This window comes from Thermobispora bispora DSM 43833, from assembly GCF_000092645.1.
GTDB classification, from domain to species: Bacteria; Actinomycetota; Actinomycetes; order Streptosporangiales; family Streptosporangiaceae; genus Thermobispora; species Thermobispora bispora.
Genome location: NC_014165.1, coordinates 3,463,894 through 3,478,202, shown reverse-complemented (window position 1 = coordinate 3,478,202; position 14,309 = coordinate 3,463,894). Strand labels below are relative to the sequence as shown.

Genomic DNA, 14,309 nt, shown 5'->3' with positions numbered 1-14,309 from the left:
CCCCAGGCCGCGGATCCGACGCCGGGATCCGCGGCCTTCTTCTTTGGCACTGCCGTGGGTCCGGCCAACCCGAGGAACCACAAGTCCGCAGCTATCAAAGAGGAGACACACATGGCGGCCCCGGTCATTGACCTGAGCGACGCCGACCTCCCTTGCCGTTCCGATCCTGATCTCTGGTTCGCCGAGTCGCCCGAGGAGGTGGAGTTCGCCAAGGCGCTCTGCGGCGGCTGCCCGATCCGGAAGGCCTGCCTCGCCCACGCGCTGGAGCGTGCCGAGCCGTGGGGCGTCTGGGGCGGCGAGCTCATCGTCCGGGGGACCATCGTCCCGCGGAAGCGGCCGCGCGGGCGTCCGCGTAAGTCGCCCGTCGCCGCCTGACCGTCACGACCCTCGATCGAAAGGACGCAGCGATGTACGGTTCTTGGATCGCACCGCCCCATGTGCTCCACGAACTGAGCGATGACCGAATACGGGCTCTTCGCCGCGAGGCGGAGGAGCAGCGCATCGTCAGCCGGCTGGTGGCGGCGCAGCGGGCGCGCCGCCAGGTCGAGCGCGCTGCCCGCCGCCTCGACCGGGCCCTGTCCCGGTTATGACCCGGTCGCGGTGCCGGCCTCGGCCGTCCGGGCCGGAGGCCGGCCCGCTCGCCGAGACCTGAATCACGCGGGCGGCCGTCCGCGCCCCGGACGCGGGCCCGGGCGGCCCGCCGGGGCACCGGAGCTCACCGGGCGACCTCGGCGAAGCCGGGAAGCCAGCGCACGGCCTCGTCGCGGAACCGGGCCGTGGCGCCGAGCTGGCAGAGCACGCCGACCCCGGCCGCGTGGACCCGGTGGATCATCACGTAGGACGGGGGCAGGTTGAGCTGCCGGATCACGTTGTCCGGCCGGAAATCGGCGACACTCGCCGCCCGCTGCCGCAGCCACTCGCGGCTGAAGGTGAACTCCTCCACGCGCGCCGGCTCCACGTAGGGGGCGAGGAAGGCGCGGAGCGCCTCGACGTCGACCTCGATGTGGGGCCGGATGAAGCCCTGCTCGCGCAGCCCGCGCACGACCGTCTCCATGTCCCCCTGGATGAAGATCCGGATGAGCGTGCCGACGACCGGGGGGTAGCCGTCCGGCATCCGGTGGACCGCGCCGAAGTCGAGCACGCCGAGCCGGCCGTCGGGCGTGATCCGGAAGTTGCCCGGGTGGGGATCGGCGTGCAGCATGCCGACCCGCGCGGGGGAGGAGAAGAGGAACCGGACGAGCAGCAGGCCGGCGCGGTCGCGCTGCTCCTTGGTCCCGCTTTCGATGATCTTGGAAAGCGGGGTCCCGGTGAGCCACTCGCTCACCAGCACCCGTTCGTTCGCCGCGACCACGTCGGGGATGAGGAAGTCCGGGTCGTCCCGGAACGCCTGGGCGAACGCGTGCTGGGCCTCGGCCTCCCGCAGGTAGTCGAGCTCCTCGGAAAGCCGGTTCTTGATCTCGTCGAGGACGGGTTTGACGTCCATCCCGGGGAGCAGCACGGCGAAGAGCCTGCCGATCCGGGAGAGCTGGTTGAGATCCGAGATCAGCGCCTGCCCGGCGCCCGGATACTGGATCTTCACCGCGACCTGGCGCCCGTCATGCCAGATCGCCCGGTGCACCTGCCCGATCGAGGCCGCCGCGGTCGGCCTGTCGTCGAACTCCTTGAAGTAGTCGCGCCAGCCGTCCCCGAGCTGCTCGGCGAGCACCCGGTGCACGGTCGCCGCCGGGAGCGGCGGCGCGGACTCCTGGAGCCGGGTGAGGGTCGCCCGATACGGCTTGGCGATCTCCGGCGGAAGCGCGGCCTCGAAGATCGAGAGGGCCTGACCGAACTTCATCGCCCCGCCCTTGAGCTCGCCGAGGACCTTGAAGATCTGCTCGGCGGTGCGCTGCTGGATCTCCTGGGTCACGATCTCCGCTGACGCGCCACCGAGCCGGCGGCCCAGCCCGAGCACGGCACGGCCGGCGAACCCGAGGGGGAGCGTGGCCATCTTGGCCGAACGGGTCACGGCGCGGCGGGGCAGGTCACTCACTCGACCATTGTCAGCGATGCCGTGACCGTTCGACCACATGCGCATTGCGGATGGACATCCCAGGTGCGGTGACGCCAATGCCCGTCGGGGAGAACGTCGAGTGTGCCTTTCATCACACTTGACCTGTCGAGGTAGGCGAGTACCTGAATGACCGCCTCGGCCGCGACCAGGGTGGCGAGCGCCGTGTCACAGGCGATCTCGCCGCCGGGGTAGCCGCCGAGCCGCGCGCCCACCATCGGCCAGCCCGGGTCGCGGTCCCGCCGGGTGAGCTCGAGGCAGACCAGGCAGGGGGTGACACCGGGGAGCACGAACGGCCCCACGGATCCGCGTCCCTCGTACGCGGTGACGAGCAGGTGCGGGATCCCCTCCTCGCCGAGCTCCCGGATGAGGGCCGGGTCGAGCGGGCCGACCGGGGCGAGCACCACCAGGTCGGGGCGGGACGCCCGGTCGCTCAGCCGTGACGCGGTACGGCCCGGCCAGGCGTTGACGCTCGGGGCGATCCGCCGGGCCGCGGCGACCGCGCCGTCCTCACGCGCCCGCCCGACGTCGTCCCAGCCGAGCCCGCCCGGCACCACGTCCTCATGCCGTGCCGTACCGGGGTCGACCACGCACAGATTCCCCACCCCGGCGGCGGCGAGCAGGACCGCCACCTGGGCGCCCACCCGCCCGGCGCCGTGCACCCGGACGTGCGCCGCTCTCCGCGCCCGCAACGCGCCCATCCCTCCGTCGTCACAGGTGAGGGAGAGCCGGTCGAGATCGGGGCGTAACCGGTCCCGCTCCGCCACGGTGAGGCGGGCGAGCGGCTCCGGCGAGGCGGACGCGTCCTCGAGCACCCCGTGCCGGGTGAGCATGCCGATCACCTCGCGGGCCGATCGCTCGGTCAGCTCGCTCTCGGCGATGGCCTGCTCGAGGGTCCGGGTGCCGTCGAGGCTGTCGATCAGCCTCCGGACGGCCGGCTCGACGTCACCGAGCACGACGGCCTGGGCCGGGTGCACCCCGAACTGGATCGTGCGCGCGTCGCGGTCGATGCGGCGCAGGGCGCGCTTGAGGCGAGGTCTCATGACGCCAGACCTTGCCACACCGGCCGATGGCCGGGGCCGCGACGCCCGTGAGCTGTGGATAATTGCGGGGTGATCGTGGCTGGTGCGAGCAGAGAACGGCAGGGGGTGCGGGCGAGAAAGATCACCTTCCCCCGAATGACCAGGGAAAACGTTCCCGCCCCACTGTGGAAATCCGCCTGCGTCGGCTACCGTGCATATGTGCCCCCCGAGAGTGTCGAGGTTCGCCGGAGCGCACGGCGGCGGCGAACCGTATCCGCGTACCGCGATGGCGACAAGACCATCGTGCTGCTGCCGGCAGGCCTGAGCGAAGCGGACGAGGAGCACTGGATCCGCCGTATGCTCGACCGGCTCGCCGCCAAGGAGCAGCGGCGGCGGCCGAGCGACGACGACCTGCTCGACCGGGCGCTGGAGCTGTCGGCCCGATACCTGGACGGCAAGGCCACGCCGGTGAGCGTACGCTGGGTGGACAATCAGCGGCACCGGTGGGGCTCCTGTACGCCTGATCACGGCACGATCAGGATCTCGTCCCGGCTCCGTGGCATGCCCTCCTGGGTCGTCGACTATGTGATCATGCACGAGCTGGTCCACCTGCTCGTGCCCCACCACGGGCCGGAGTTCTGGGCCCTCGTCGAGCGGTACCCGCGCGCCGAGCGCGCCAGGGGTTTCCTCGAGGGCTTCTCCATGGCGGCCAACGGCCTCGCCGAGGACTGACCCCCACCGCCCGATCGGCCCGCGCCGCCCGCCGGGGCGCCCCGTCACCGGCCGGGCAGGCGCAGCTCGGCGAAGAAGGCGCGGTGGTCGGTGAACGGCAGCGTGTGCACCTCGGTCCGCACCGCGGAGGCCCGCCGGTCGTAGAGCACGTGGTCGATGGTGATCAGCGGGGGCAGCCGCCGGCCGCTCGGCCAGGTCGGCACGAGCCCGGTCCCGGTGGCGTCGGCCGCGTCCGCGTACCCCGCCGCGAGCACCCTCCGGAGATCGGCGTGGTCGAGGGTGGCGTTGAAGTCGCCGGCGAGGACGCGGATCACCCCCGGCTCCGGGCGCGGCAGCGCGGCGAGCTGCGCCCGCCAGTCCGCGACCGCGGGCCCGAGCGGGGCGACCGTGTGCACGTTCACGATCTCGACCGCCTGGCCGGTGGGGAGCGTGAACCGCGCCCGCGGCATGGCGTGCCCGCCGCCGGGGGAGAACCCGGGCTGCTCGGTGAGCGGGTACCGGGAGAAGATCCCGCCGCCCGAGGCGCCCCACCCCTCCTCGGTGTGGCGGTACGGCAGCAGCTCGCCGAGCCCGGCCGCGTCGAGGGCCGCGAGCGCGCGCGGGGTGAGCTCCTGGAGGCTCAGCACATCGGGCCGGAGCCTGCGGACCAGCGCCACCACGGCCGGGGCGTCCGCGTGCCCGAAGAACAGGTTCGCGGTGAGGACCTTGAGCGCGGGCCCGGTCGCCGCCGGCGCCGAGGGGAGCGCCCGCGGGACCACCATGGCGGCCATGGTGAGCACCGTCGCCAGGCCGACGGCGATCGCGCCGCGCACCCGGGCGGCGGCCGCGACGAGCAGCGCGATCAGCGACCCCACCGCCGCGTACGGCGTCGCCGCCATGGCCTCGACGAGCAGCGGGACGCGGTCGAGCCCGGCGAGCCGGGCCACCGCCCAGGCCGGGAACGGCGCGACCACGAGCCAGGCGAGCCAGGGGGAGACCCGCCGCCGGCGCTCCGGGGCCCGGACGACGCCGCCGACGTCGCTCGCTCCGGTTCTCGTCATGATCCGGCGCGCGCACCCCGCTCCGCCAGCAACCGGGCCCGCGCCCGGCGGACGAGCCGCCTGGTGGCCTCGTCGGTCGGCTCGGGGATCTCCTCGACGGGGAACCAGCGCAGGTCGAGCGACTCGTCGCTGATGATCGTCTCGGCGTCCGGCGGCGCCACCGCGCCGTACTCGACGTCGAGGTGCCACCGGAACGGCCGGTGGCACCAGCCCTTGTGCCGGTCGAGGGCGAGCGGCCCGCCGAGCAGGACCAGCCCGGGGATGCCCGACTCCTCGGTGGCCTCCCGCAGGGCGGCCTGGGCGAGCGTGGCGTCGCCGTTCTCACAGTGCCCGCCCATCGGCAGCCACATCCGGGCCTTGGTGTGCAGGGTGAGCAGAACCCGGGCGCCGTCGTGCGAGAGCACCGCCGTGGTCGCGGTGAGATGGCCGGCGGCGCACTCCCGGAGCATCGCGTCCGGGTGCGCGTCGAGATGGGCGAGGAACTCCCGGCGCAGGCGCTCCTCCTCCGGGGTGGGCGCCGTCCAGCCGGTGAGGACCGTGCGAGCGTCTCGATGCAGGGTCACCGCCGCAGCCTATCCCGGGTACGCGGCCCCGATGCGCGGCCGGGCGACCGCGCGCTCCGGCCGGGCGCCCGCGCGGTCGCGCGGCCCCAGGCGTCCCGGTACGGCGCCCGCGCGGTCACGGCGCGGTCCGCGCGCGGTCAGCCGCGGTCCCGATCGCCGCCCTGGTCGCCCTTCTGGTCGCCGTCCTCCTCCGTGGGCTCGGCGGGGCCGGGCTCCTCGGTGAGACGGGACAGGTCGAACTCGGTCTCGCCCCTGAGGAACGCCTGCGGGTCGGCGAGGTCGTCGGCGCTGGGCATGAGGTCGGGGTGGTTCCACACCGCGTCCCTGCCCTCCGTGCCGCGCGCGTCACCGAGGGCCTTCCAGAGGGCGGCCGCCTCCCGCAGCCGCCGGGGCCGCAGCTCCAGTCCGACCAGCGTGGCGAAGGTGCGCTCGGCCGGGCCGCCCGTGGCGCGGCGGCGGCGCAGCATCTCGGCGAGGGCGGCGACCGACGGGAGCCGGCCCTGGGCCGCGGTGTTCACCACCGTGTCCACCCAGCCCTCCACCAGCGCCAGGGTGGTCTCCAGGCGGGCGAGCGCGGCCTTCTGCCGCTCGGTCTCCTCCGGTTTGAGCAGCTCCCCGCCGCCGAGCACCCGCTGGAGCTGCGCCGGATCGCTCAGGTCGAGGCCGCGGATCTTCTCCTCCAGGGCGGCCACGTCCACCGTGATCCCCCGGGCGTACTCCTCGACGGCGCCGAGCAGGTGGGCGCGCAGCCACGGGACGTGCTGGAACAGCCGGTGGTGGGCGGCCTCGCGCAGGGCGAGGTAGAGCCGGATCTCCTCCGTGGGGATCTCCAGGCCCCGGCTGAACTCCGCGATGCCGGCGGGGAGCAGCGCCGCCGTATCGGACAGGGGCAGGCCGATGTCGGTGGAGCCGACGACCTCGCGGGCGAGCGTTCCGATGGCGTGGCCGATCTGCTGGGTGACGAGGATCCCGCCCATCTGCTTCAGCATGCCGATCAGCGGCCCGGCCATCGCCTGCGCCTCGGGCGGGAGCCCGGCGGCGCTCAGCGTGCCGCCCATCGTCTCCACCATCTGCGACGTGATGGGCTCGCAGAGCTGCCTCCACACCGGGATGGTCCGCTCGATCCACTCCGAGCGGCTCCACGCCTGGGGGTTGACCAGGCCGCTCGGCAGCACCGTCACCTCGTTGAGCCACAGGTCGGCCAGGTTGAGGGCGTCGACGATCTGCCGCCGCTCGCCCTCCATGACGCTCGGATCTCCCCCCGCGACCACGGCGTGCCGGGCGATGTTCTTGGCCATCTCCCAGTTGACGGGCCCGGCGTCCGAGGAGGCCGCCGCGGACAGCATGTCGGCGATCTGCCGCATGACGGCGGCGAACTGCTGTGGGTTGCCGAATATGGCGAATGGGTCTTCGTTCGGGTCGTTTCCGCGACCAGGCAGGTCAGTCACCGCGCCACCTCATGCAGGATGGAGGAGTCCACAGTCGCCACGTTATCCGCCGTGAGGCGGGTCAGTGCAAAGTGAGGACCTCGTGCCGACCTCGAAACGCCAGCGTCCACCCGTCATCGCCGTCACCGGCGCCGCCACCGGCGTCGGCCGGGCGTTCCTGGCGAGAGTGGCCTCGTCTGCGGATTTCCGGCGCGTCGTGGCCATCGACGACCAGCGCGGCGACGTAGCGAACGTGACGTGGCGGGTCCTCGACATCCGCGATCCGCTGTTGGCGAACCGGATCTCCGACGTCGACGTGCTGGTCCACCTCGGCATGGATCAGTCGCTCGACTCCGACCCCGTGGAGCGCCGCAGGTACAACCTCCGGGCGGCGCAGACCACGCTGACCGCGTGCGCGGCGGCGCGGGTCCGCCGGGTCGTGCTGGTGACCAGCGCGATGGTGTACGGCGCGGCCCCCGACAACCCGGTGCCGCTCCCGGAGGACGCGCCCGTCTCGGCCGAGACCGGCACCGGCCTGGTGGGGGACTTCCTGGAGATCGAGGCGCTGGCGCGGCGCTCGCTCCGCTCGCACCCGGGCCTGGAGGTGACCGTGCTGCGGCCGGCCGCCTTGGTGGGCCCGGGGGTGGACACCGTGGTGACCCGCCACTTCGAGGCGCCCCGGCTGCTCGTGGTGAAGGGCTGCCTGCCGCGCTGGCAGTTCTGCCACGTCGACGACCTGGTCTCCGCGCTCGAGCTGGCCGCGCTCGGCAAGGTCTCCGGGGTCGTGGCCGTGGGCTGCGACGGCTGGCTGGAGATGGACCAGGTGGAGGAGATCTCCGGGCTGCGCCGCCTCGAGCTGCCGGCCGGGCTCACCTTCGGCACGGCGCAGCGGCTCCACCGGCTCGGCATCACCCCCACCCCGGCCGTGGACCTGCAGTACGTGGTCTACCCGTGGGTCGTCGACTGCGCCTCGCTCCGGGCCGTGGGGTGGAAGCCGTCGTGGACCAACGAGGCCGCCCTGCGCGAGCTGCTCGCGCTCTCCGAGGGCCGGCACGCCGTGGTCGGCCGCCGGCTCTCCGGCAAGGAGGCGACCATCACCGCGGCGGGCGCCACGGCCGCGATCATCGGCACGGCGGCGATCGTCCACGTCGCGCGGCGGAAGCGGCGTCCGTGATACGAAGCGGCGTCCGTGACACTCCGTCCGGGTTAGGCTCGGTGCGATGGACGTGATCAGGCTGGCGGCGGTCCGGGACACGCCGCTCTCCGTCGATGAGGTGCTGCGCGCCGTCGCCGACCACGGGGCCGGTGGTACGGCGGTCTTCGTGGGCACGGTGCGGGACACCGACCACGGCAAGCGGGTGGCCCGGCTCTCCTACTCGGCCCACCCCACGGCGGCCGATCGGCTGCGTGAGGTGGCGGAGCGGGTCGCCCGGGACATCCCGGTGACCGCGCTCGCCGTGGTCCACCGGACGGGCGACCTGGAGCTCGGGGACATCGCGGTGGTGGCGGCGGCCGCCGCCCCGCACCGGCCCGAGGCGTTCGCCGCGTGCCGGCGGCTGATCGACGACCTCAAGCGCGAGGTGCCGATCTGGAAACACCAGGTCTTCGCCGATGGGAGCGCCGAGTGGGTCGGCGCGTGTGACTGAACCCGGCACCGGACCGCATAGAGTTCGGGCATGTCCCGACACGCGCTGACCCTTGTGGTGGCGGGCCTCCTCACCGTGGTGCTCACGATCATCGGGGCCCTGCTGCCGGTGCCGTACGTCGTGCTGAGCGCCGGGCCGACCGAGGACACGCTGGGGGAGCACAACGGCAAGCCGGTCATCAGCATCTCGGGGCGGCAGACCTACCCGACCGACGGGAAGCTGAGCCTCGTCACGGTCGCCTACCAAGGCGGGCCGGGACGGCGCATCGACCTGATCACCGCGCTCCGTGGCTGGCTCGACCCCGCGGTGGCCGTGGTCCCCGAGGAGACGCTCTTCCCGCGCGACACGTCGGCGAAGGAGGTCCAGGAGCGGAACTCCCGGGAGATGCTCGACTCCCAGGAGGTGGCCACCCTGGCGGCGCTCAACGCGCTGAAGATCCCGGTGAAGCGGGCGATCTCCGTGGTGGCGACCGACAAGGGGGCCCCGGCCGACGGCGTGCTCAAGCCCGGTGACGAGATCACCGCGGTGGACGGGCACCCCGTGACCGAGCTCGAGGACGCGGTGAAGGCCGTGCAGCGCCACAAGCCGGGCGAGAAGGTGCGCATCACCGTCAACCGCGATGGCAAGGCGACCGAGCTGACGGTCGGGACCATCGCGGGCGAGGGCGGCAAGACGATGGTGGGCATCCAGATGCGGGTCTCCTACAAGTTCCCGTTCAAGGTCGACATCAACGTGGGCGAGGTCGGTGGGCCGAGCGCCGGCCTGATGTTCTCGCTCGGCATCTACGACAAGCTCACGCCCGGGTCGCTCACCGGCGGCAAGTCCATCGCCGGCACTGGCACGATCGACCCGTCGGGGAAGGTCGGGGCGATCGGCGGCATCGAGCAGAAGATGATCGGCGCCAAGCGGGCCGGTGCGACGATCTTCCTCACCCCGGCGGGGAACTGCGCGGACGCGGTCCGGGCCGTGCCCGAAGGGCTGCGCCTGGTGAAGGTCGAGACGCTGGAGGGGGCGATCAAGGCCTTGGACGCGCTGCGCACCGGGTCCGGTGAGGTCCCCACCTGCCCGGCGGGGTGACGGGAGGCGGTGGGAACCTTGGCGCGGGCTGCTTCGTTGGCGTTGAAGCGTCCCCCTCGGCCGGCCTGGGCGGTTCCGGCCGGACCGGGCGCTAAGTTGGGAACGCGAACGCGCGGCATCCCGTGCGTTCGCCGTCGTGAACCACGTGGATTCCGAGCAAGGGGTGGGCGTTGAGCTTCCGTAGCCCCGGAGCCGGACGGGCGATGCGCTTGCCCAGAAGGCCGCGTCTGATCGTACCCGTCATGATCGCCCTCGCGGCGATCGTGGTGTTAATTCTGATCTTCACCGGGCTCTACACCGAATATCTCTGGTACGACTCGGTCGACCTGACCTCGGTCTTCTCGACGATGCTCGTCACGCAGGGCGTCCTGTTCGTGGTGGGCGCGCTGCTGATGACCGGGATCGTCGCCGGCAACACGCTGCTCGCCTATCGGGTGCGGCCCATGTTCGGGCCGTCGGTGCTCGGCGCCCCGCACGGCGCCGACCGGTACCGCCAGTCGCTCGACCCCCATCGGCGGCTCGTCTTCCTCATCGCCATGGGCGGGCTCGCGCTCTTCACCGGCTCGTGGGCCGCAGGGCAGTGGAAGACCTGGCTGGAGTTCGCGAACGCGACGCGGTTCGGGGACCGGGACCCGCAGTTCCGGCTCGACGTGTCGTTCTTCATGTTCACCGTGCCGTTCCTGCGCCAGGTCCTGACGTTCCTGTTCACGGCCGTCATCCTGTCGATCGTCGTCTCGGCGATCGTCCACTACCTGTACGGGGGGTTCCGGATCCTCAACCCGGGTGGCGTGCGCGCAACCCGGGCGGCCCGGGTGCACCTGTCGGTGCTGCTCGGCGTGTTCCTGCTGCTCAAGGCCGCCGCGTACGCGCTCGACCGGTACGAGCTGGTCTTCTCGCACCGCGGCTTCGTGCACGGGGCCTCGTACACCGACGTGAACGCGGTGCTCCCGGCGAAGGGCATCCTCGCCGTCATCGCGGTGATCTGCGCGGCGATCTTCTTCGCCGGGGTGGTACGGCCCGGCGGCATGTGGCCGGGGGTCGCCTTCGGGCTGATGGTGCTCTCGGCGGTGCTCATCGGCGGCGTGTACCCGGCCCTGGTCGACCAGTTCCAGGTCCGGCCGAACCAGCAGGCCAAGGAGGAGCCGTACATCGCGCGGAACATCGAGGCGACGCGCAAGGCGTACGGCGTGGCCGATACGGTCATCGAGTCGTATCCGGGGGAGGGCAACCCCGAGGCGGCGCAGGTGGCCCGGGACAAGTCGGTCTCCGGGGTGCGCCTCCTCGACCCGGCGCTCGTGGCGAAGACCTTCCAGCAGGAGCAGCGGATCCGGGGCTTCTACGACTTCCCCACGTCGCTCGACGTCGACCGGTACCGCGACGCGGACGGCACCGTGCGGGACCACATCGTCGCGGTCCGCGAGATCACCGGTCCGCCCCAGGGGTACAACAACTGGATCAACCGCCACCTCGTCTACACGCACGGCTACGGGTTCGTGGCCGCCCCGGGGAACCGGGTGACCTCCGACGGCCTGCCCGACTTCGACGCGAAGAACATGCCGGTCGAGGGCCCGCTGGTCACCACCACCGGGCTGAAGGAGCCGCGCGTCTACTTCGGTGAGCGCAGCCTCGACTACGTGATCGTCGGTGGCAAGCCGGACAAGCCCCAGGAGCTCGACTACCCGGGGAACGACCAGACCGGTCAGGCGAACACGAACTACACCGGCAAGGGCGGGGTCCCGGTGGGCTCCTTCATCAACAGGTTCTTCTACGCGATCCGCTACGGCGAGATGAACCTGCTGCTCTCCCGGGACATCACCGACAAGTCGCGCATCCTCTACGACCGGCATCCCGCCCAGCGGGTGGCGAAGGTGGCGCCCTTCCTCACCCTCGACTCCGACCCCTACCCGGCGATCGTCGACGGGCGGATCGTCTGGATCATCGACGCGTACACCACGTCGAACCAGTACCCGTACTCGCAGAGCCGGAGCCTCTCGGACATGATCCGGGACACCTCCACCGATCTGCGGGCGATCACGGCGCAGCCCCGTGACTACATCAACTACATCCGCAACTCGGTGAAGGCGACCGTGGACGCCTACGACGGCACGGTCACGCTCTACGAGTGGGACGCGGACGACCCGGTGCTGAAGACCTGGAAGAAGGTGTTCCCGGGGCTGATCAAGCCGCGGAGCGAGATGAGCGCGCAGCTCCTGGAGCACGTGCGCTACCCGCTCGACCTGTTCAAGGTGCAGCGCGACATCCTGTCCCGGTACCACATCACCGACGCCCGGTCCTTCTACAACGGCCAGGACTTCTGGAACGTCCCGGACGACCCGTCGTCGGGCGAGCGGAACATCAAGCAGCCGCCCTACTACCTGTCGATCACCATGCCGGGCGCGTCGGAGCCGACGTTCTCGCTCACCACGACCTTCGTGCCGCGGCAGCGGGCGGCGAACCTGGCCGCGTTCATGTCGGGTGATGTGTCGTCCGGGCCGCCCGGGAAGCTCCGCATCCTGCGGATCCCGGCGAGCACGAAGATCGCCGGCCCGGGCCAGGTGCAGAACACCTTCACCAACCGGTTCGCCGGGGAGCTGAACATCCTCGGCCTCGGTAAGGCGCAGATCCTCTACGGCAACCTGCTCACGCTCCCGTTCGCCGGCGGGCTGCTCTACGTGGAGCCCGTGTACGTCCAGGCTCCGGCGGGCGCCGGGCAGGAGCCGTACCCGATCCTCCGCCGGGTGCTGGTGATGTACGGCAACAAGGTCGGCTCGGCCGACACCCTGGAGGAGGCGCTGACGCAGATCTTCGGCGACACGGGCCAGGTGCAGCGCCCGGCCGAGGAGCAGCGGGAGCAGCAGGAGCAGGAGCAGCGGGAACTCTCCGGCTCGCTCGCCTCGCTGATCGAGAAGGCGCAGAAGGCGTACGCGGACGCGCAGGCGGCGCTCGAGGCGAACCCGGTCGACTGGGCCAAGTACGGCGAGGCGCAGAAGGCGCTCAAGGAGGCGCTGGACGAGCTGGGCCGGGCCCGGGCCGCGCTGCCGACCGCGCAGCCCACGGTGCCGCCCACGGCGGAGCCCACGCCGGAGGCGACACCGGCCCCGAGCCCGTCGCCCACGGGCTGACGGCACGCTTCCGGGCGGGTGGCGGCCGTGGTCTCCGGCCGCCACCCGAGCCCCGCGACGGCCCAGCGGCCCGGATGGGACGCACCGGAGCCGGCGTGCCGTGCCCCGGACCCGGTTCGGGCCGGCCGGGGCGGCCGGTGGAGGCGCCGCCGGGCACGGGCCCGCGGCATGCCCGGGTCGCCCGGCCCGCCCACGCCCCGGCCCGGGTGCGGCGCCCGGAGCCGAAGGTCATTTCGGTTTGCGATACGGCGGAATCATCGCTAGCCTCATCAGCGTTGTCATTGATGGCGCTGCGGGGTGGAGCAGTTCGGTAGCTCGCTGGGCTCATAACCCAGAGGTCGCAGGTTCAAATCCTGCCCCCGCTACGAAGGAGAAGCCCTCCGGCCCGGCCGGAGGGCTTCTCGCATATGGAGAGAGTCGTTGACCGGGTATTCCCGGTCCGGATAGTTTCCGCGCTCATGCACCCCTATGTGATCGTCGACGTCTTCACCGACCGGCCGCTCGAGGGCAACCAGCTCGCCGTCTTTCTCGAAGGGCAGGCCGTGCCCGAGGAGCGGATGCAGCGGCTCGCCCGGGAGATGAACCTGTCGGAGACGGTGTTCGTGCTGCCCGCGGAGCAGGGCGGGCACGCCCGGGTGAGGATCTTCACCCCGGGCACCGAGCTCCCGTTCGCCGGCCATCCCATCCTCGGCACCGCGTGGGTGCTGGCCGAGCGCGACGGGCTCGACCGGATCGTGCTCGAGACCGGCTCCGGGCCGGTGACCGTGGAGTTCGAGCGCGCCGGGGACCGGCTCACCTCCGGCCGGATGCGCCAGCCGATCCCCACCTGGGCGCCGTTCGACCGGACCGAGGAGCTGCTCGCCGCGCTCGGCGTGTCGTCCTCCGCGCTGCCGGTCGAGGTCTACGACAACGGGCCGCGGCACGTGTACGTGGCCCTGGAGAGCGAGGAGGAGGTGGCCGGGCTGCGGCCCGACCTCACCGCGCTAGGCCGGTTGGGGGCGATCGGCGTGAACTGCTTCGCCGGGTCGGGGAAGCGGTGGAAGACGCGCATGTTCGGCGCCGGGCTGGGCATCGTCGAGGACCCGGCGACCGGGTCGGCGGCCGGCCCGCTCGCCGTCCACCTCGCCCGGCACGGCCGGATCCCCTTCGGCGAGCTGATCGAGATCAGCCAGGGCGCGGAGATCGGCCGCCCGTCGACCCTGTACGCCCGCGCGGTGGGGGAGGGGGACCGGATCGACGCGGTGGAGGTGGGCGGTTCGGCCGTGCCGGTCGCCCGCGGTGAGTTCCTCCTCTGATCGCGCCGGAGCTTCCTCCGCTGATCACGCCGAAGCGCCCGGATCGCCGGCGCTCGCTGGACGAACCATGCTCCGCCTGCCGGTATCATGACCTATGTCGCTGCGGGGTGGAGCAGTTCGGTAGCTCGCTGGGCTCATAACCCAGAGGTCGCAGGTTCAAATCCTGCCCCCGCTACCAGGTCGCGCAAGGCCCGGAGGTTCCTCCTCCGGGCCTTCGCGTTTCCCGGCCGACGTTTCCGGGCCGCCGCCTCTTCCGGGCCCGCGCCCGCGCGTTTCCGGGCCATTGGTGGGCCTTGGTCACCGGCGTGCCGCTCGCCCGCCTCGCCCCGCGCGTTTCC

13 protein-coding genes and 2 tRNA genes are annotated in these 14,309 nt (G+C 72.4%); 10 read left to right on the top strand and 5 right to left on the bottom strand.

The window, feature by feature from the left end:
• Window positions 1-111: 111 nt before the first annotated feature.
• Window positions 112-375 carry a WhiB family transcriptional regulator gene (locus tag TBIS_RS14705; protein WP_013133194.1) on the top strand — a complete coding sequence of 88 codons (264 nt, stop codon included), beginning with the start codon at window positions 112-114 and terminating at the stop codon, window positions 373-375.
• Between the two features lie 32 nt (window positions 376-407).
• Window positions 408-590 (top strand): hypothetical protein, encoded by a 183-nt coding sequence (locus tag TBIS_RS14700; protein ID WP_013133193.1) that lies wholly within the window; start codon window positions 408-410, stop codon window positions 588-590.
• 125 nt (window positions 591-715) lie between these two features.
• Here TBIS_RS14700 and TBIS_RS14695 read toward each other — a convergent pair whose 3' ends face one another.
• Both TBIS_RS14695 and TBIS_RS14690 read right to left on the bottom strand, forming a co-directional pair.
• Window positions 716-2,029 carry an ABC1 kinase family protein gene (locus TBIS_RS14695; protein WP_013133192.1) on the bottom strand — a complete coding sequence of 438 codons (1,314 nt, stop codon included), beginning with the start codon at window positions 2,027-2,029 and terminating at the stop codon, window positions 716-718.
• The gene (locus TBIS_RS14690) at window positions 2,026-3,090 is read right to left on the bottom strand and encodes a ThiF family adenylyltransferase (RefSeq protein WP_013133191.1); all 1,065 of its coding nucleotides are present in this window, start codon (window positions 3,088-3,090) and stop codon (window positions 2,026-2,028) included. The genes TBIS_RS14695 and TBIS_RS14690 overlap by 4 nt, the downstream gene beginning before the upstream one ends.
• A gap of 198 nt (window positions 3,091-3,288) precedes the next feature.
• On the opposite strand from TBIS_RS14690, the gene TBIS_RS14685 reads away from it, so the two are divergent.
• Entirely contained in the window at window positions 3,289-3,801 is a 513-nt protein-coding gene (locus tag TBIS_RS14685; RefSeq protein ID WP_050760549.1) for a M48 metallopeptidase family protein, read from the top strand.
• 44 nt (window positions 3,802-3,845) lie between these two features.
• On the opposite strand, the gene TBIS_RS14680 is transcribed toward TBIS_RS14685, so the two are convergent.
• From TBIS_RS14680 to TBIS_RS14670, 3 genes are all read right to left on the bottom strand, one after another.
• A complete protein-coding gene (locus TBIS_RS14680; RefSeq protein ID WP_013133189.1) occupies window positions 3,846-4,841 on the bottom strand; it encodes an endonuclease/exonuclease/phosphatase family protein in 996 nt (331 codons plus the stop codon).
• Window positions 4,838-5,404: an NUDIX hydrolase gene (locus tag TBIS_RS14675; protein ID WP_013133188.1), complete on the bottom strand. Its 567-nt coding sequence runs from the start codon at window positions 5,402-5,404 to the stop codon at window positions 4,838-4,840. Before TBIS_RS14675 ends, TBIS_RS14680 begins: the two co-directional genes overlap by 4 nt.
• Window positions 5,405-5,541: 137 nt before the next feature.
• Complete coding sequence (locus TBIS_RS14670) at window positions 5,542-6,852, bottom strand: zinc-dependent metalloprotease (protein ID WP_013133187.1); 1,311 nt, start codon at window positions 6,850-6,852, stop codon at window positions 5,542-5,544.
• Between the two features lie 82 nt (window positions 6,853-6,934).
• Between TBIS_RS14670 and TBIS_RS14665 the strand changes: the two genes are divergently transcribed.
• The 7 genes from TBIS_RS14665 (at window position 6,935) to TBIS_RS14635 (ending at window position 14,149) form a co-directional block, all read left to right on the top strand.
• A complete protein-coding gene (locus TBIS_RS14665) occupies window positions 6,935-8,005 on the top strand; it encodes an NAD-dependent epimerase/dehydratase family protein (RefSeq protein WP_041431641.1) in 1,071 nt (356 codons plus the stop codon).
• A 46-nt stretch (window positions 8,006-8,051) separates the two neighbouring features.
• Entirely contained in the window at window positions 8,052-8,477 is a 426-nt protein-coding gene (locus TBIS_RS14660; protein WP_013133185.1) for a molybdenum cofactor biosynthesis protein MoaE, read from the top strand.
• 30 nt (window positions 8,478-8,507) lie between these two features.
• Complete coding sequence (locus tag TBIS_RS14655; RefSeq protein ID WP_013133184.1) at window positions 8,508-9,554, top strand: YlbL family protein; 1,047 nt, start codon at window positions 8,508-8,510, stop codon at window positions 9,552-9,554.
• 203 nt (window positions 9,555-9,757) lie between these two features.
• Window positions 9,758-12,676, top strand: a complete 2,919-nt coding sequence (locus TBIS_RS14650; protein WP_013133183.1) for a UPF0182 family protein — start codon at window positions 9,758-9,760, stop codon at window positions 12,674-12,676.
• Between the two features lie 291 nt (window positions 12,677-12,967).
• A tRNA-Met gene (locus TBIS_RS14645) sits at window positions 12,968-13,041 on the top strand.
• A gap of 93 nt (window positions 13,042-13,134) precedes the next feature.
• Window positions 13,135-13,971: a PhzF family phenazine biosynthesis protein gene (locus TBIS_RS14640; RefSeq protein ID WP_013133182.1), complete on the top strand. Its 837-nt coding sequence runs from the start codon at window positions 13,135-13,137 to the stop codon at window positions 13,969-13,971.
• 101 nt (window positions 13,972-14,072) lie between these two features.
• Window positions 14,073-14,149: transfer RNA gene (locus TBIS_RS14635), tRNA-Met, on the top strand.
• The last annotated feature ends 160 nt before the right edge of the window (window positions 14,150-14,309 follow it).

Excerpts from the sequence above, each read along its gene's own strand:
- TBIS_RS14705 (WP_013133194.1), top strand. The coding sequence starts at position 112 with ATGGCGGCCCCGGTCATTGACCTGAGCGACGCCGACCTCCCTTGCCGT.
- TBIS_RS14700 (WP_013133193.1), top strand. The coding sequence starts at position 408 with ATGTACGGTTCTTGGATCGCACCGCCCCATGTGCTCCACGAACTGAGC.
- TBIS_RS14690 (WP_013133191.1), bottom strand. The coding sequence starts at position 3,090 with ATGAGACCTCGCCTCAAGCGCGCCCTGCGCCGCATCGACCGCGACGCG.
- TBIS_RS14680 (WP_013133189.1), bottom strand. The coding sequence starts at position 4,841 with ATGACGAGAACCGGAGCGAGCGACGTCGGCGGCGTCGTCCGGGCCCCG.
- TBIS_RS14660 (WP_013133185.1), top strand. The coding sequence starts at position 8,052 with ATGGACGTGATCAGGCTGGCGGCGGTCCGGGACACGCCGCTCTCCGTC.
- TBIS_RS14655 (WP_013133184.1), top strand. The coding sequence starts at position 8,508 with ATGTCCCGACACGCGCTGACCCTTGTGGTGGCGGGCCTCCTCACCGTG.
- TBIS_RS14650 (WP_013133183.1), top strand. The coding sequence starts at position 9,758 with ATGCGCTTGCCCAGAAGGCCGCGTCTGATCGTACCCGTCATGATCGCC.
- TBIS_RS14640 (WP_013133182.1), top strand. The coding sequence starts at position 13,135 with ATGCACCCCTATGTGATCGTCGACGTCTTCACCGACCGGCCGCTCGAG.